Annotated in this window: 15 protein-coding genes; 9 read left to right on the forward strand and 6 right to left on the reverse strand. The window is 73.2% G+C overall.

All coding sequences use genetic code 11. From position 1 onward, the window contains the following. Positions 1–104 precede the first annotated feature (104 nt). Positions 105–722 (reverse strand): TetR/AcrR family transcriptional regulator, encoded by a 618-nt coding sequence (locus ACZ7HQ_RS29030; RefSeq protein WP_470995913.1) that lies wholly within the window; start codon positions 720–722, stop codon positions 105–107. A 64-nt stretch (positions 723–786) separates the two neighbouring features. After that, the gene (locus tag ACZ7HQ_RS29035; RefSeq protein WP_470995916.1) at positions 787–1,326 is read right to left on the reverse strand and encodes a hypothetical protein; all 540 of its coding nucleotides are present in this window, start codon (positions 1,324–1,326) and stop codon (positions 787–789) included. A gap of 163 nt (positions 1,327–1,489) precedes the next feature. On the opposite strand from ACZ7HQ_RS29035, the gene hmgA reads away from it, so the two are divergent. The 3 genes from hmgA to ACZ7HQ_RS29050 are packed head-to-tail and all read left to right on the forward strand — an operon-like array spanning position 1,490 to position 4,781. Then, the gene (gene hmgA / locus ACZ7HQ_RS29040) at positions 1,490–2,800 is read left to right on the forward strand and encodes a homogentisate 1,2-dioxygenase (protein ID WP_470995920.1); all 1,311 of its coding nucleotides are present in this window, start codon (positions 1,490–1,492) and stop codon (positions 2,798–2,800) included. A 45-nt stretch (positions 2,801–2,845) separates the two neighbouring features. Then, positions 2,846–3,595 carry a GntR family transcriptional regulator gene (locus ACZ7HQ_RS29045; protein ID WP_470995923.1) on the forward strand — a complete coding sequence of 250 codons (750 nt, stop codon included), beginning with the start codon at positions 2,846–2,848 and terminating at the stop codon, positions 3,593–3,595. A 25-nt stretch (positions 3,596–3,620) separates the two neighbouring features. After that, positions 3,621–4,781, forward strand: a complete 1,161-nt coding sequence (locus ACZ7HQ_RS29050) for a type ISP restriction/modification enzyme (protein WP_470995926.1) — start codon at positions 3,621–3,623, stop codon at positions 4,779–4,781. Here ACZ7HQ_RS29050 and ACZ7HQ_RS29055 read toward each other — a convergent pair. Further along, on the reverse strand, positions 4,778–5,482 hold the full coding sequence (locus tag ACZ7HQ_RS29055) for a TetR/AcrR family transcriptional regulator (protein ID WP_470995927.1): 705 nt from the start codon (positions 5,480–5,482) through the stop codon (positions 4,778–4,780). The genes ACZ7HQ_RS29050 and ACZ7HQ_RS29055 overlap by 4 nt on opposite strands. 63 nt (positions 5,483–5,545) lie before the next feature. Here ACZ7HQ_RS29055 and ACZ7HQ_RS29060 point away from each other — a divergent pair, with 63 nt between their 5' ends. The 3 genes from ACZ7HQ_RS29060 to ACZ7HQ_RS29070 are packed head-to-tail and all read left to right on the forward strand — an operon-like array spanning position 5,546 to position 8,652. Beyond that, complete coding sequence (locus ACZ7HQ_RS29060) at positions 5,546–6,586, forward strand: ATP-binding cassette domain-containing protein (RefSeq protein ID WP_470995929.1); 1,041 nt, start codon at positions 5,546–5,548, stop codon at positions 6,584–6,586. Beyond that, positions 6,583–7,365: an ABC transporter permease gene (locus tag ACZ7HQ_RS29065; RefSeq protein ID WP_470995931.1), complete on the forward strand. Its 783-nt coding sequence runs from the start codon at positions 6,583–6,585 to the stop codon at positions 7,363–7,365. The genes ACZ7HQ_RS29060 and ACZ7HQ_RS29065 overlap by 4 nt, the downstream gene beginning before the upstream one ends. 54 nt (positions 7,366–7,419) lie before the next feature. After that, positions 7,420–8,652 carry a CaiB/BaiF CoA transferase family protein gene (locus tag ACZ7HQ_RS29070; protein WP_470995934.1) on the forward strand — a complete coding sequence of 411 codons (1,233 nt, stop codon included), beginning with the start codon at positions 7,420–7,422 and terminating at the stop codon, positions 8,650–8,652. A gap of 47 nt (positions 8,653–8,699) precedes the next feature. On the opposite strand, the gene ACZ7HQ_RS29075 is transcribed toward ACZ7HQ_RS29070, so the two are convergent. The 3 genes from ACZ7HQ_RS29075 to ACZ7HQ_RS29085 form a co-directional block, all read right to left on the reverse strand. Then, positions 8,700–8,969, reverse strand: a complete 270-nt coding sequence (locus tag ACZ7HQ_RS29075; RefSeq protein WP_031162291.1) for a hypothetical protein — start codon at positions 8,967–8,969, stop codon at positions 8,700–8,702. 126 nt (positions 8,970–9,095) lie between these two features. Continuing rightward, on the reverse strand, positions 9,096–9,911 hold the full coding sequence (locus ACZ7HQ_RS29080; RefSeq protein WP_470995937.1) for an anti-sigma factor: 816 nt from the start codon (positions 9,909–9,911) through the stop codon (positions 9,096–9,098). Then, positions 9,908–10,450 carry a sigma-70 family RNA polymerase sigma factor gene (locus ACZ7HQ_RS29085; protein ID WP_470995940.1) on the reverse strand — a complete coding sequence of 181 codons (543 nt, stop codon included), beginning with the start codon at positions 10,448–10,450 and terminating at the stop codon, positions 9,908–9,910. The genes ACZ7HQ_RS29080 and ACZ7HQ_RS29085 overlap by 4 nt, the downstream gene beginning before the upstream one ends. A gap of 210 nt (positions 10,451–10,660) precedes the next feature. Here ACZ7HQ_RS29085 and ACZ7HQ_RS29090 point away from each other — a divergent pair, with 210 nt between their 5' ends. The 3 genes from ACZ7HQ_RS29090 to ACZ7HQ_RS29100 all read left to right on the forward strand — a co-directional run bounded on the left by ACZ7HQ_RS29090 (position 10,661) and on the right by ACZ7HQ_RS29100 (position 15,567). Beyond that, positions 10,661–12,205: a DUF4331 domain-containing protein gene (locus tag ACZ7HQ_RS29090; RefSeq protein WP_470995943.1), complete on the forward strand. Its 1,545-nt coding sequence runs from the start codon at positions 10,661–10,663 to the stop codon at positions 12,203–12,205. 99 nt (positions 12,206–12,304) lie between these two features. Next, positions 12,305–14,011: a tetratricopeptide repeat protein gene (locus ACZ7HQ_RS29095; protein ID WP_470995946.1), complete on the forward strand. Its 1,707-nt coding sequence runs from the start codon at positions 12,305–12,307 to the stop codon at positions 14,009–14,011. Next, complete coding sequence (locus ACZ7HQ_RS29100) at positions 14,008–15,567, forward strand: HoxN/HupN/NixA family nickel/cobalt transporter (protein WP_470995948.1); 1,560 nt, start codon at positions 14,008–14,010, stop codon at positions 15,565–15,567. The genes ACZ7HQ_RS29095 and ACZ7HQ_RS29100 overlap by 4 nt, the downstream gene beginning before the upstream one ends. Positions 15,568–15,592: the final 25 nt, after the last annotated feature.

The following is a 15,592-nucleotide window of genomic DNA, read 5'->3' on the forward strand; positions in this document are numbered from 1 at the left end:
CGAGCACGGGCGGGATCGCGCGGGCTCGGGGCGAGCATACCGACCGGTATGCACGGAGGGGAGGTCTCTCCGGGGTCTCTCCGGGGTCCGATGACCGCCGTACGTCAGTCGAGCACGCGCGCCAGATAGGCCCGCAGCAGTTCCCGTGTCTCCGTGATGATCGCCTCGTCCCCGTCCGGGTCGGTCCGGAAGGCCAGCTGGACGAGGGTGTCCGCGCTCTCCACGGCGACCAGGAAGACGCGGCGCAGATCGTCGTCGGGGGTGCGGCCGAGGTATCCGGAGAGCAGTGCGGTGAGGCGGTCGGCGACGCGGGTGTTGGGCTCGGCGGTGCGGGCGCCGACCGGTATCTGGTTGCCGAAGTCGACCAGCGAGAAGCCGGGCGCCGTGCGCTTCATGGCCAGGTACTCGTCCAGGACGGCGTCCATCGCGGCCCGCCAGTCGCCCTGCTGTGCCTTCTTCAGCCGCTCGGTGACCCGCCCGGTGTACTGCTCCAGGTTGCGCTGGGCGAGGGCGTCGGCCATCTGCCGCTTGTTGCCGAAGAACCGGTAGACGGAGCCGATGGGCACTCCGGCGCGCAGCGCGACCGCGCGGGTGCTCAGGGCGTCGTAGCCGACCTCGTCGAGGAGTTCGGCACAGGCGTCGAGGATCCTGGTCAGCCGTTCGGCGCTGCGCCGCTGGACCGGCGCGCGGCGGAGCGATGTCGCATGGGGCACGGGCTTCATGATGCCTCTCCGCCGCGGTCCGGTGAACCTCGCCCTCCCGTACGGACCAGGGTGGCCGGTGCACTCATGTCCCGGTGCCCGGGGCCGCCGTCCCGGCCGTCCCCGTCTCCGCGTCGGACACCGTGATGTCGGCGGTGCTCTGCACCGGTCTGCCGTGTACGGCCCACACGGTGCCGTCGTCGGCGTACAGGCGCGCGGTGACGTGGTGGGTGCCGTGCGGGAGGAGTCGGGCGGGCAGGCGGTAGCCGGCGGAGCGCAGCCGGGTGACCTGGCGGCCGTCGACGAAGAGGCGGGCGAGGCCGCGCCCGGTGACCGCCGTGGACCGGGCGCCGGACGTGGAGCAGCGGAAGTGGTGGAAGGACAGCCGGACGTCCCAGCCGCCGCCGGAGTGCGGGGTCACCTCGACGCCGACCTGCGGCGCGTTCTTCTGACCGGCCTCGCGCAGATGCCGGCCGGTCACGTCGGTGCCGTCCAGGACCTTGCCGACGGGCGAGGGTGTGCCGGTCCGGGCGTGCCCGGTGGCGCAGCCCGCCACGCCGAGCGGCAGCAGGACGCTCGCCGCGAGCGCGGCGAGCGTCCTGCGGGTCCACGACGTCCTGGGCATGTCCGCGACAGTAGAACACCGCCCGGGGTGGCCGAATCCGTCTCAAGTCTGGTTCCGGCCACCCCGTGGAGTCCCCCTTGCGGAGTACTCGATGCCCCCTTGCGCCCACCCCCTCGCATTCCTACGGTGTTACATAGGAATCAGGGAGCGCAAGGGAGCGATCATGAGCGGGGACGCACGGAAGACCGCCGAGGGACTGTCGTACCTGACCGGGTTCGGCAACGAGCACGCCTCGGAGGCGGTGCCGGGCGCCCTGCCCGAGGGCCGCAACTCGCCTCAGCGGGCACCGCTCGGGCTGTACGCGGAGCAGCTGAGCGGTACGGCGTTCACCGAGCCGCGGGCGCACAACCGCCGCTCCTGGCTCTACCGCGTCCGCCCGTCGGCCGCGCACCCGGCGTTCACCCGCACCGGCAACGGCGCGATCCGCACCGCCCCCTTCACCGAGACAGTGCCCGACCCCAACCGGCTGCGCTGGAACCCGCTGCCCGAGCCGCCCGCCGGCACCGACTTCCTGGCCGGCCTGTGGACGCTCGGCGGCAACGGCGACGCGACCCAGCGCACCGGCATGGCGGTGCACCTGTACCACACCAACGCCTCGATGGAGCGCGTGTTCTCCGACGCCGACGGGGAGCTGCTCATCGTGCCCGAGCGCGGCGGGCTACTGCTGCACACCGAGTTCGGCCGGCTTCATGTGGAGCCCGCATATGTGGCGTTGATCCCGCGTGGGGTGCGTTTCCGTGTGGAGCTACTGGACGACTCCGCCCGAGGCTATGTGTGCGAGAACTATGGGGCGCCGTTCCAGCTGCCCGACCTCGGACCGATCGGCGCCAACGGACTCGCCAACGCACGGGACTTCCGGGCTCCGGTCGCCGCGTACGAGGAGACGGAGGGCCCGGTGGAGGTGGTGAACAAGTTCTGCGGGAACCTCTGGACGGCCACCTACGACCACTCCCCGCTCGACGTGGTCGCCTGGCACGGCAACCATGTGCCGTACATCTATGACCTTCGCCGCTTCAATGTGATCGGCACCATCTCCTACGACCACCCCGACCCGTCCATCTTCACGGTCCTGACCTCCCCCTCGGACACCCCCGGGCTGGCCGGTGTCGACTTCGTCGTCTTCGCGCCGCGCTGGCTGGTGGGCGAGGACACCTTCCGGCCGCCGTACTTCCACCGGAACGTGATGAGCGAGTACATGGGCCTGGTGGAGGGCGCGTACGACGCCAAGGCGGAGGGCTTCGTGCCCGGCGGCGGCTCACTGCACAACATGATGTCGGCGCACGGCCCGGACCGTGAGACGTTCGACCGGGCGAGCGCGGCCGAGCTGAAACCGCAGAAGATCGACGACGGTCTGGCGTTCATGTTCGAGACCCGCTGGCCGGTGACCCTCACCCCGCACGCGGCCGCTGCCGACCACCTCCAGCAGCGCTACGACGACGTGTGGCGGGGCATGGAGCGTCACTTCCGCGCGTGACGCACGCGTTGCGCCGAACGTTCATCGACAGGTACGGATAGCCGCGTGACCTCCTTCGCCCCGGATTCGATCGTCCTGAACCGCAAGCTGCCGCTGTGGTACCAGGTGTCGCAGTCGCTGCGCGCCTCGATACTCGGCCGCTCCCCCGAGGACCCGCTGCGGCTGCCCACGGAGGAGCAGCTGGCGGAGCACTACGGCGTGAGCGTGCTGACCATGCGGCAGGCGCTGAAGGAACTGGAGGACGAGGGGCTGATCAGCCGCCACCGCCGGCGCGGCACGTTCATCGAACCCGGGGTCCGGCGGGGCGCACCGGTCCGCCTGCTCGGCTCGGTCGACGCGATCGTGGCCCAGCAGTCCGGCATGACGACGGAACTGCTGGACCACGGCCCGGTGCCCGTGCCGCCCGGTCTCGCCGAGCACTTCCCCGGCCTCGCGGAAGTGGCGGCGTACCACCGCCTGCGCTGCGACGAGAAGACGGGCGAGCCGACCAACCACGCCGTCAACCACATCCGCCCCGAACTCGCCGAGCGCATCGATCTGGAGGACCTGATCCGCTGGCCGATGACAAAGGTGCTGCGGGACGTCGTGAAGACGGACATCAGCCGGATCACGGACACGGTGGAGGCGAGGCTCGCCGACCCGGAGACGGCCCGGCTGCTCCAGGTGCCGCTGCTCAGCCCGATCCTGCACTACACGGGTGTGACGTACGACACCGCGGGCCGGGTGCTGGACGTGGCGGTCATCCACTACCGGGGCGACCGCTTCTCCTTCACCGTCACCCTGGACGCGACCTGACACCGGGCCCCGGTGAGACCGTACGATGCCCTGCGTGACGCACGACGACGCTCCGCCGCTGGCGGACCTCATGCCGTGGTCCGTCGCACCGCTGCGGCCGGGCCGCGCCTGGCCGACGGCCCCCGACCCCGGCGCGCTGAAGGCCCGGTGGGACGCCTTGCTGCAGGCGAAGGGCCCGGACCGGCAGGCCCTGTTCGAGCCGACGCGCGCCCGCACCCTCGACTCGGCGGTGGGCCAACTGCCCGGCCACCTGACGGGCACCGAGCGGCTGGCCCGCGCCGAGGGCCCCTGTGCGGAGCCGGTCCGCGTCCTCGCGGCGCCCTTCGACGAGCAGTGGCTGATCCCGGACCACCGGCTGATCGACACGGCCCGCCCGGAACTGTGGCGGGTGGCGGACGCGCACCAGGTGTTCACGGTGGAGACCGGTGACCCGGACACACCGCTGCTGGCCACCTCCCTCCTGCCCACGCTCCGCCCCGGCCGCGTCCGCCCCCTCCACCGCCGCCCGGGCGGCACGGAACCGAATCTGACCCCGGGTCTGCTGGACCACCTCGTCGCGCGCCTGTCCGAGCGGCCCACGGCGCCGGACGTGCTGGCCTGGATCCTGGCGACGGTCCGTCCGGACCTCACCGTGCCGCTGACGGACGACAGCGGACTGTGGCGGGAGGGCGTCGAGCTGGGCCACCGCATGCTGTGGCTGATGCGCCGCGACGGCGAACGCCCCAAGCTGCCGGGCGGCCGCCGCCCCTACGTCCGCGCACCCCTGCCGGCCCGGCCCCTCACCCTGCACTACGACGAGGACGAGGAGACCCTCCACCTCGACGAGGGCCGCATCTCCCCCGTCCCGCCACAGGCCTGGGAGTACGAGAGCGCCGGAGTGCGGGTCCTGGAGTCCTGGTTCACGACCCGCACCGCCCCGGCCGCCCCCGGCACGGGCACCCTGGCCGCGATCCGCCCGGCGACCTGGCCGCAGAACTGGACGTCGGAGCTGCTGGAACTGATCACGGTCCTGGCCCTGCTGGCGGAACTCCGGCCGCGGCGGGCCGGCCTGAAGGTGCCGTCGGCGGTCACCGCGGGCGAGCTGCGCGAGGCGGGCATCCTGCCGGTGCCGGCCTCCGCCCGCCGCCCCGCCTCGGTCCTGGACCACCACGAGGAGGGCCCGGAGGGCCAGTTCGCCCTGATCTAGGCGAACGCGTCCAGCACCCGCTGCAACGCCCGCTCGAACACCGCCTCCAGATCGATCGGCCCCGGATCCTCCGCGAAGGCCGCCGCCATCCTGGGATACGCGCCCGAGGCGATCTGACTCCCCAGGTAGGCGATCCGCACCGCCTGCTCCTGCTCCTCGGACCACGGCAGGGCGCGTACACGCTCGGCGGTGTCGAGCTCGTTGCGGACGTAGGTGGTCACCACCCCGTTCAGCATGGCGATCAGCTCCAGCTTCGTGCCGTACGCCGCCTTGAGCGGATCCAGGCAGGCCAGGCAGTGCTCCAGATAGCGCAGAGCGTGCGGGCTGAAGCCGTAGACCGGGGACATCAGCCGCGGCAGCCAGGGGTGCCGGTGCATCAGCGAGCGCGTCTCGCGGGCCTTCCGGAGCAGATCCGCCCGCCAGTCACCGCTCGGCTCCCACCGGACGTGCTCCGCGCTGACCGCGTCCACCATCAGCTCGTACAGGTCCTCCTTGCGGGGGACGTAGTTGTACAGCGACATGGTGCCGCAGCCCAGCTCGGCCGCGACGTGGCGCATCGACACGGCGTCGAGCCCCCGCTCGTCGGCGATCCGCACCGCGGCGGCCGCGATGTCGTCGCGGGTGTACGCCGGCCTGGGACCCCGGCCGGTGCGCTCGGGGCGCGCCCAGATCACCTCGGGGACGGCCCGTCGGACTGCCATCGATCATCACCTCGGCCACCATCCTAGTTACGTACAGCGTACGTAGTGCGGTATGGTCGCCCCATGACTACTACGTACGCTGTACTTAGTGAAGGTCTGGAGAAGCGCTTCGGTGCCGTGCACGCCCTGCGGGGCCTGGACCTGGCCGTCGCCGAGGGGACCGTCTGCGGACTGCTCGGGGCGAACGGGGCCGGGAAGACGACGGCCGTGCGACTGCTGACCACGCTGCTGCGGCCGGACGCGGGCTCGGCCCGGGTCGCCGGGCACGATCTCGTCCGGGAGGCGGCCGCCGTGCGCCGCCGGATCGCCGTCACCGGGCAGTACGCCTCGGTCGACGGCGACCTCACCGGACGGGAGAACCTGCGGCTGTTCGCCCGGCTGCACCGGGTGCGCGGGCCGGCCGCACGAGCGGACGAGCTGCTGGAGCGGTTCGGGCTGGCCGGGGCCGCCGACCGGAAGGCGTCGACCTACTCGGGCGGCATGCGGCGCCGGCTGGACCTCGCGGCCAGCCTCGTCCGCCGGCCCGACGTGCTCTTCCTCGACGAGCCGACCACCGGACTCGACCCGGCCAGCCGCGCCCGCATCTGGCAGGCGGTGCGCGAGCTGCGGGCGGACGGCACGACCGTGCTGCTGACCACGCAGTACCTGGAGGAGGCCGACCAACTCGCCGACGACATCGCCCTGGTGGACCGGGGCCGCGTCGCGCACACCGGCTCACCCGCCGAGCTCAAGGCGCTCATCGGCTCGTACGCGGAGGCCGTCGTCACGGACGGCGGCGCGCTGACGCGGGCGGCGGGCGTGCTCGACCAACTCACCGGCCGCGAACCCGTGTTCGACGCCGAGCGCAGCGCCGTCGGCGCCGTCACCACCGACCCGACCCTGACCCTGCCCCGCCTGGTGCGCGAACTGGACGCCGCAGGTGTGCCGTTGCTGGACGTGAGCCTGCGCCCGCCCACCCTCGACGACGTCTTCCTGCGGCTCACCGGACAGACCACCGACGAGTCCGCCGGCCGGCCCACCGACCGGTCCGGCGACCGGTCCGCCGACCGGTCCGCCGACCGGTCCGCCGACCGGTCCGCCGACAGCAAGGAGACCGCGGCATGAGCATGTTGGCGTACGACGGCCTGGCGATGACGGGCCGGCAGCTGCGCCGGGTCCGCAACAGTCCGGGCCTCGCGATCCTGACCCAGATGATGCCCGTCAACATGCTGCTGTTCTTCGGCTATGTGTTCGGCAGCGCGCTGGCGATGCCCGGCCGTGAGTACCGTTCCTTCCTCGTCCCGGGGCTGCTGGCGGCGACCGCGGCCGGCGGGCTGATGACCGGCATGTTCCAGGCCGCCGCGGACACCCACCGGGGCGTGATGGACCGTTTCCGCACCATGCCGGTGAGCCGGGCCGCCGTACCGCTCGGGCAGGCGGTCGCCGACCTCCTCGTCACGGCCCTCGGGACCGTACCGCTGCTGCTCGTCGGGCTCGCGGTGGGATGGCGGATCAAGGGGTCCGCGCTGGACGCCGCCGGTGCGGTCGGCCTGCTGCTGCTCTTCCGGTTCGCCTGCACCTGCGCCGGGATCTTCCTCGGGCTGCTCACCCGCAGCGAGGAGGCCGCCGGGCAGCTCGGCGCCTCCTCCTTCGTACTGCCGCTGCTGTCGAACGCCTACATCCCGACCGGCAACCTGCCGGGCTGGCTGCGCACCCTCGCCGAGTGGAACCCGATCAGTGCGGTGACGACCGCCCTGCGGGACCTGTTCGGCAACGCCCCCGTCCCGCCGGACTCCGCCTGGCCGGTGGCCCACCCGGTCGCCGGGGCGCTCGCCTGGAGCCTGCTGCTGACCGCGGTGTTCCTGCCGCTCGCCGTGCGCCGGTACGGGCACGGGGAGCGTTGACGGGCTGATGCCGGGCTGCTGACAAACCCGCCGGTCACAGGCCATGATCCGGTCATGGAACAGCCCACGGACCAGCCCATGGACCAGCCCGGCGATCGGCAGCCCCTGCCCCTCGCAGGCATCACCGTCGTCGCCGTCGAACAGGCCGTCTCCGCGCCGTTCGCGACCCGGCAGCTCGCCGACCTGGGCGCCCGGGTCATCAAGGTGGAGCGGGTCGACGGCGGCGACTTCGCGCGCGGCTACGACACCGCGGCCCGCGGACTCGCCTCGCACTTCGTGTGGTGCAACCGCGGCAAGGAGTCCCTCGCGCTGGACCTGAAGGACCCGCGCGGCCTGGCCGCCGTACGACGGCTGATCGCGGACGCCGACGTGTTCGTGCAGAACCTCGCCCACGGAGCGGCGGCCCGGCTCGGCCTGGACGCGGCCACGCTGTGCGCGGCGCATCCGCGGCTGGTCGCCGTGGACATCTCCGGGTACGGCTCCTCGGGTCCGTACGCGGACAAGCGGGCGTACGACATGCTGGTGCAGTGCGAGGCGGGGCTGGTCTCGGTGACCGGGACGCCGGAAGCGCCGGTGAAGGCGGGCGTCCCGGCCGCGGACATCGCGGCGGCCATGTACGCGTTCTCGGGCGTCCTCGCGGCGCTCGTCCGGCGCGGGACGACCGGGCGGGGCGGACCCGTGGAGGTGTCGATGCTGGAGGCGCTCGCCGAGTGGCTGGGACATCCCCTGCACCATGCGATGCACGGAGGTGAGCCTCCGGCGCGCACCGGCCTCGCGCACGCCGTCATCGCGCCGTACGACGCCTATCCGACGGCGGACGGCGGCCGGGTGCTGCTGTCCGTGCAGAACGACCGGGAGTGGCGGCGGCTGGCCGAACAGGTCATAGGGCGCCCGGAACTGGGGGCGGATCCGGCGTACGCGACGAACGCGGCACGGGTGACGAACCGGGAGAAGACGGACGGACTGGTGGCGCGGGCCCTCGGCGTGCTCGACGCCGACGAGGCGCTGGCCCGGCTGGAGAAGGCGGGTATCGCCTGTGCCCGGCTGAGGGATCTGCACGAACTGGCCGGGCATCCGCAGTTGGCGGCCCGGGAGCGGTGGCGCACGGTGGGGTCGCCGGTCGGGCCGCTGAAGGCGCTACTGCCTCCCATCACACTGCCGGGCGGGGACGAGGCGCGGATGGGTGATGTGCCCGCGCTCGGGCAGCACACCGAGGCGCTGCTGCATGCCGTGGGGATGACGGACGACGAGATCGCAGCGATGCGCCGGGACGGTGTGGCGGCCTGAGCGCCGACACCCCTGCGAGCGGACTTCGGGGGCGGCTCAGGGGCCGCTCAGTGTCCGCCGAACAGCGAGCGACGCAGCCGGCGCAGCGGCGCGAACAGGGAGACGCGGCTGACCCGCTTGCCCCGGTCGCTGCGCTGGTGTGCCCTGTCACGCGCCGTCAGCTCGAGCATCAGCGAGGTCGCCTCGACCGTCTCCCGCTGCGGTATGGCGGGACCCGCCAGTACCGACAGATGGCGGTCGAGGCGCGAACTGGTCGCGCTGCTCCCGCAGGTGATCGCAGGGACCCTGGCCCTGCTGCGCACTGTTATCTGTTCCATGTCACTCCCCACCCGTACGAGTCCACCCGGCCCGGGCAGGGTAACCCTATCGCCCCAGGGGGGCACGCGGGTATCTCGGCCACAGGATTCACCTTCCCTGCAAGGCGGTTGACCATCCTTCTTTGACTACTCTCCGAATCCGACCGATTCCAGGGCGAGTTGGACAATGGGCTGGCCGGTCGGCTGCACTGATCCTCCGTCAGGCTCGACGGTTACGGCGAGTGACGTCGAGGAGGTGTCGAGCCCCTTCGCGACCAAGGGCGTGTCGCCCGCGAAGAGCCCGAGGGAGCGCGGCTCGGCGCGGGGGCGCATGAGCCAGAGCTGGTGGACGCGGCCGCCGGGCGGGTTTCCGTATCCGCTGAGGGTGACGACGGCTTCCCGCTCCGAGGCGGAAGCGATCACTCCGATACCGCGGCCCCGAGCGTCCTTGCCGGTCGTGGCGCGGGCGTCGGGCGCGGCCAGAACGTGGGCGATCTCACGTGCCCGGGACTGCTCCGCGTCCAGCCGGTCCTGGGTGCGGTGCGCCTGGACGGCGAAGAGGGAGGCGACGACGAGGGCCGCCGCCGCGGTGGCCGTGGCGAGCGGCATGAACAGGGGGCGCGTGCGGGGCGTACGGGTGCGGCCCGGCGGCGGCTGGGTGCCCCAGACGTGCGGCGGCAGCTGAGGCGTGCGCTCCCGGCCCGCGGCGGCCGGCTCCTGCGGGGTCGTGCGCACGGCGGCCAGCACCCGCGCGCGCAGGGCGGCGGGCGCGGGCGCCGCCGTGGACCAGGCGAGTCGCACGGCGTCCTCGGCGAGGTCCCGCACCTCGGCCGCGCAGCGCTCGCAGTTGTGCAGGTGTTTCGCGAACCTGCGCCGCTCGCCCGGATCGAGGGCGTCGAGCGCGTAGGGCGCGGCGAGGGAGTGCAGGTCCGCACGGCCCAGCAGCCTGCCGAGGATGCTCATGCGGCGCCTCCCAGGCACTCGCGGAGCCGGGTGAGCCCGTCGCGCATCCGCGTCTTGACCGTGCCGAGCGGCAGCGAGAGCCGCTCGGCCACCTCACGGTAGGTGTAGCCGTCGTAGTAGGCGAGCGTCACGGACTGGCGTTGCAGGTCCGTGAGCCGGCGCAGACAGCGGCGCACCCACTCGCGCTCCATGCCGGCCTCGACCTCCTCGGCGACCTGGTCGAACGCGGGTTCCCCGGCGCGCAGGGCCTCCCGCTGCTCGCGTTCACCGGCCGCGCGGGCGCTGCGCACCCGGTCGACGGCACGGCGGTGGGCGAGGGTGAGGATCCAGGACAGCGCGCTGCCCCGGCCGGGGTCGTACCGGGTGGCCGAGCGCCACATCTCGAGCAGCACCTCCTGGGCGACCTCCTCGGACTGGGCGGGGTCGCGCACCACCCGTCGTACGAGTCCGTACACCGGCCCGGACACCAGTGCGTACAGATCCTCGAACGCCCTCTGGTCGCCGCCCGCGACGAGCACCAGCAACTCGTCCGCCTGCATGCGGGCCCCCTGTCCGTGGCCGCAGCCGGCCCTTCCGCGTACTCCACGCATCCGCACGTACGCACACCTCCCGCGGGTGATACGGATCAGCGGGCCGAAAACGCGGGTCGGGAAGAGCCCAAAAGTTTTTCTCCGGCCGACCAATCCGATCCGCGGTTCCGCTCCGTATACCCGTCCGTCAAAGGCAAGTCGGCACTGAGGACGGACGGCATGACACCTCTCTTCTCCAGGAGCGGCACGGGACGCACCGGCCTGGTCACGCTCATCTGCGGTGCGCTGGCCGCCGGGGGGCTCACCGCCGCCGGCGTCGCCGCGCTGGCACCCGGGGCGGCCTCCGCCTCATCCCACCGGGAGGCCCCGCTGATCTCGGGCACCGCGCAGTACGACAACACCGACCTGTACGCGTTCGTCAGCCCGGACAAGCCCGACACCACGACGATCGTGGCCAACTGGATCCCCTTCGAGGAGCCGGCGGGCGGACCGAACTTCTACACGTTCGCCGACGACGCCCAGTACGACATCCACGTCGACAGCAACGGTGACGCGCAGGACGACCTGGTGTTCCGCTACACCTTCACGACCCACACGAAGAACGGGAACACCTTCCTGTACAACACGGGGCCCGTCACCAACCTGGCGGATCCCGACCTCAACATCACGCAGACGTACGACATCGATCTGCTGCGGCTCAAGAACGGGCACGCGATGTCGAAGACGAAGGTCGCGGACGACGTGCCGGTGGCGCCGTCGAACGTCGGCAAGGCGTCCATGCCGTACTACGGCAAGCTGCGCGACCAGGCCGTCTACAAGGCGGCGGGCGGCGCCACGACCTTCGCCGGGCAGGCGGACGACCCGTTCTTCGCGGACCTGCGGGTCTTCGACCTGCTGTACGGCGGCAACCTCAGCGAGGTCGGCCGGGACACCCTGAAGGGCTACAACGTCAACACCATCGCCCTGCAGGTGCCGACCGACCTGATCCGCCAGTCGGCCGGGCAGCCGGTCGTCGGCATCTGGTCCACCACCCAGCGCCGCAACGCGCAGGGGTACTACACACAGGTCTCGCGCCTGGGCAACCCCCTGGTCAACGAGGTGGTCAACCCGCAGAAGGACAAGGACAAATTCAACGCGTCGCAGCCCGCCTACGACGCGCAGTTCCTGAAGAACGTCACCAACCCCGAACTGCCCAAGCTCATCGAGTCGATCTACAAGATCAAGGCACCCGGTGAGCCGCGCAACGACCTGGTCGACGTCTTCCTGAAGGGCGTCAAGGGCCTCAACCAGCCCCCGAACGTGCGTCCTTCGGAGGAGCTGCGCCTGAACACCTCCATCAAGCCGAGCATGCATCCCAAGCGGCTGGGCGTCCTGGACGGCGACAACGCGGGCTTCCCGAACGGGCGCCGGCTCACCGACGACGTGATCGACGAGGCGCTGCAGGTCGTCGAGGGGGAACTGGTCGGCTCGAAGAACGACCTGGGCGACGCGGTGGACAAGAACGACAAGGGCTTCGAGAACCACTTCCCGTACGTCGCGGAACCCACCTCCGGTTCGCGCGGCCCGCTCGCCAAGGGCACGACCGCGGGCACGGACGTACGCAGCCAGCTGGGCGACGCCCTCCAGCCCGCCGGGGCCTCCGGCGGCTCCGGTTCCGGCAACACCGTGCTGATCGCCGCGTCGGCGGCCTCGGGCGCGGCCGGGATCCTGCTGCTCGGCACCGCCGTCGGCTGGTGGCGCCGGCGCATGCGGCGCCCGTACTGACCCCGGCACCCACCCCGGACCGGCGCGGCCCGTATCCCTTCCCCCACGGCGGGCCGCGCCTTCCCCTTCCGACCAGCACCAGGCGACCGAGGAGAGGTCATGTCTCCGCGTACGAACGACGACGAGGCCGGCGAACGCCGGGGGAACCCGGACCAGGAGGCGACGGCGGCACGCCCCACGGCGGCCGGCGCCGCAGCCGACGCCGCGTCCGGGACGGGGACCGAGGGCGCGAGCCCCCGCTCCCAGGAGGCGCCGGCTGACGGTCGCGAGCACGGCCCAGCGGCAGCGCCGCCCCCGTCCCCACGCCACCGGCCACTGCCGCCCGCCCTCGAGAAGCCCCCGGTCGGCCGCACCGGGCCCGTTCCACCCGACGCCGACGACCCCACGGCCGACGGCACAGGCCACGCGACGCCCAACTCCGGCGCGGCTTCGGCCCACGGCTCCGATGAGCGCGCGGTCTCCCTCCGGCGGTTCGCCGCTGCCGGGCGGCGCTGGCGGGCCGCCCAACTGGTCGGCTGCGCAGCCCTGTTGGCGGTCGCGTTGACCGGCGGGGCGATCGCCATGGGCGCGGACCGTGCGCCCGCCGGCGTGCCGGTCGCCTCCGCCGCCGTGGACCCGGGTGTCCTCGGCGGCGGTGACCTGGACGCGAGCATCGCCGCGCTCCAGACGCATCTGCGCACCCAGCCCAAGGACTCCGGGAGTTGGGCGACCCTGGGCCTGGCCTACGTCGAGCAGGCACGGACCAAGGGCGATCCCTCCCGCTATCCCCAGGCGGACAAGGCACTGCGGCGGTCCCTCGCGCTGGCCCCGGCCAACGACCCCGCGCTGGCGGGCCGCGCCGCCCTCGCCGCCGCCCGGCACGACTTCAAGGACGCCCTGACCTACGCCGACGACGCGCTGCGGCAGAACCCGTACAGCGAGCGCGCGCTGTCCTCCCGTATCGACGCCCTGGTCGAACTCGGCCGGTACGCGGACGCGTCGAAGGCGGCCGGGACAGCCGACGCCCGCAAGCCGGGGGTACCGGTCTTCACGCGGTACGCGTACGTGCACGAGCTGCGCGGCGATGTGACGACGGCGCGCCGGGTCCTGGAGCAGGCGCTGGCCGGCGCCACGTCACCCGGCGACATCGCGTACGTGGCCGCCCAGCTGGGCCAGCTCGCGTGGAACCAGGGCGACTACAAGACCGCCCTGCGTCACTACGCGCGCGCCCTCGCGGCCGACGACACCTACCTCCCGGCGCTGGAGGGCCGGGCCCGGGCGCAGGCGGCGAGCGGCGACCGCGCGGCGGCGATCAAGGGGATGGAGACGGTGGTGTCCCGGTATCCCCTGCCGGGTCCGCTCGTCGAACTGGGCGAGCTGTACGAGGCGCGGGGCGGCGCCGGCGACCGGGACAGGGCGCGTCGGCAGTACGCCCTCGTGGACGCCTGGATCGCGCTGGCCCGTGCCAACGGTGTCAACGCCGACCTCGACACCGCGCTGGCCGCCGCCGACCACGGCGACAGGGCGGCAGCCCTGCGTGCGGCCCGCGCCGAGTGGGCCCGCCGGCACACCGTGCACACCGCGGACGCCCTGGCCTGGGCGCTGCACGTCAACGGCCGCGACGCCGAGGCCCTGCCGTACGCCCGCCGGGCCACCGCCACCGGCTACCGCAACGCCGCCTTCCGGTACCACCGCGGCGTGATCGAGCTGGCCACGGGTCACCGCACGGCCGGCCGCACCTCCCTCACCTCCGCCCTCAGCCTGAACCCCGGCTTCTCGCCGCTCGGCGCGGCCCGGGCCCGCAAGGCGCTGGAGGCCACCAAGTGAAGCTCCGCCTCCCCTTCCTGCTCCTCGCGGTGGGCGCGCTCGCGCTGCTGCCGGCCGGCACGGCGGACGCGCATCCGCTCGGGAACTTCACCGTCAACCGCTACGACGGCCTGGTCGCCGCCCCGGGACAGCTCCGCGTCGACCACGTGGAGGACCTCGCCGAGATCCCGGCGACCCAGGCCAGGCCGGACATCGAGCGGCTGGGCATGACGCGGTGGGCCCGGCAGCGCTGCACCCGGGCCGCGCTCGGCAGCGAGGCGACGGTGGGCGGGCACCGGGTCCCCCTCACGGTGCGGGCCGCCAAGGCCGCCCTGCGCCCCGGACAGGCCGGCCTCAACACCTTGCGCATCGAGTGCCGTTGGACCGCGTCGCTGCCCCGGACCGGCTCGGTGGCCCTCGGCTTCCGCAGCGCGACGAACTGGTCCGGGCCGGGCTGGCGGGAGATCACCGCGCGCGGCGACCGCATGACGCTGACCGCGACGGACGTACCGAGGGCGTCGGTCTCGCACGAGCTGACCACGTATCCGAAGGACCTGCTGTCCTCGCCCGCCGACACCACCGCCGCGTCCGTGCGGGTGCGTCCCGGCGGCCCGGCCCTCACCGAGGAGCGGCGGCAGGAGCCGGGCGCCGCCATCCTGCCGCGGGGCGCCGACCGCTGGACCCGCGCACTGGACGACCTCGTGGCCCGGCGGGACCTCACCGTCGGCTTCGCCGCGCTGGCGCTGCTCGTCGCGGTCGTCCTCGGCGCGATGCACGCACTCGCGCCGGGCCACGGCAAGACCCTGATGGCCGCGACGGCGGCGGCGCGCGGTGGCCGGGCCCGCCCGCGGGACGTGCTGCCGCTCGCCGCCTCGGTCACGGTGACCCACACCCTCGGCGTGGTCGCCCTGGGCCTGCTCGTCACGGCCGGTTCGGCCGCCGCGCCCTCGGTGATCGCCTGGCTGGGCCTCGCGAGCGGCGCCCTGGTGCTGGCGGCCGGCGCCAACCTCGTACGGCGGACGTGGCGCAACCGCGCCCACGGGCATGTGCACACCCCCCATGGTTCCGACCACCACCATCACCACCCTCACCACGGTGAGCACACCCATGCTGAGCACACCCATGCTGAGCACACACACGGTGAGCACAGCCATGGTGAGCACACACACGGGGAACACCCCCACACGCACACCCACACGCACGGCGGCCATACCCACTCCCACCCCATCGCCCCCACCCTGCGCGGCACGCTCCTGCTCGGCTTCGCCGGTGGGCTGGTGCCCAGTCCGTCCGCCGTGGTCGTCCTCGTCGGCGCCGCCGCGCTCGGGAAGGCCTGGTTCGGGCTGCTGCTGGTCGTGGCCTACGGTGCCGGGCTCGCGCTGACGCTCACGGCCGCCGGGTTCGCCGTGGTCCGGCTGGGCTCGGGGATGAGCCGGGTGCTGGAGCGGCGCCCGCGCTGGACCGCCCACCCGGTGGCCACGCTGGTGCGCCGGTCCGTGCCGCTCGCGTCCGCGCTGGTGGTCCTGGCCCTGGGTGCCGGATTGGTGCTCAGGGGGGCCGCATCCGCGTTCGGCTGAGCTACTTTGGGAGACGTCACGCGAC

The organism is Streptomyces sp. NPDC037290, from assembly GCF_055603245.1.

Excerpts from the sequence above, each read along its gene's own strand:
- ACZ7HQ_RS29070 (WP_470995934.1), top strand. The coding sequence starts at position 7,420 with ATGGAACAGCCCACGGACCAGCCCATGGACCAGCCCGGCGATCGGCAG.
- ACZ7HQ_RS29035 (WP_470995916.1), bottom strand. The coding sequence starts at position 1,326 with ATGCCCAGGACGTCGTGGACCCGCAGGACGCTCGCCGCGCTCGCGGCG.
- ACZ7HQ_RS29065 (WP_470995931.1), top strand. The coding sequence starts at position 6,583 with ATGAGCATGTTGGCGTACGACGGCCTGGCGATGACGGGCCGGCAGCTG.
- ACZ7HQ_RS29030 (WP_470995913.1), bottom strand. The coding sequence starts at position 722 with ATGAAGCCCGTGCCCCATGCGACATCGCTCCGCCGCGCGCCGGTCCAG.
- ACZ7HQ_RS29080 (WP_470995937.1), bottom strand. The coding sequence starts at position 9,911 with ATGAGCATCCTCGGCAGGCTGCTGGGCCGTGCGGACCTGCACTCCCTC.
- ACZ7HQ_RS29060 (WP_470995929.1), top strand. The coding sequence starts at position 5,546 with ATGACTACTACGTACGCTGTACTTAGTGAAGGTCTGGAGAAGCGCTTC.
- hmgA (WP_470995920.1), top strand. The coding sequence starts at position 1,490 with ATGAGCGGGGACGCACGGAAGACCGCCGAGGGACTGTCGTACCTGACC.
- ACZ7HQ_RS29050 (WP_470995926.1), top strand. The coding sequence starts at position 3,621 with ATGCCCTGCGTGACGCACGACGACGCTCCGCCGCTGGCGGACCTCATG.
- ACZ7HQ_RS29095 (WP_470995946.1), top strand. The coding sequence starts at position 12,305 with ATGTCTCCGCGTACGAACGACGACGAGGCCGGCGAACGCCGGGGGAAC.
- ACZ7HQ_RS29090 (WP_470995943.1), top strand. The coding sequence starts at position 10,661 with ATGACACCTCTCTTCTCCAGGAGCGGCACGGGACGCACCGGCCTGGTC.
- ACZ7HQ_RS29055 (WP_470995927.1), bottom strand. The coding sequence starts at position 5,482 with ATGGCAGTCCGACGGGCCGTCCCCGAGGTGATCTGGGCGCGCCCCGAG.
- ACZ7HQ_RS29085 (WP_470995940.1), bottom strand. The coding sequence starts at position 10,450 with ATGCAGGCGGACGAGTTGCTGGTGCTCGTCGCGGGCGGCGACCAGAGG.
- ACZ7HQ_RS29075 (WP_031162291.1), bottom strand. The coding sequence starts at position 8,969 with ATGGAACAGATAACAGTGCGCAGCAGGGCCAGGGTCCCTGCGATCACC.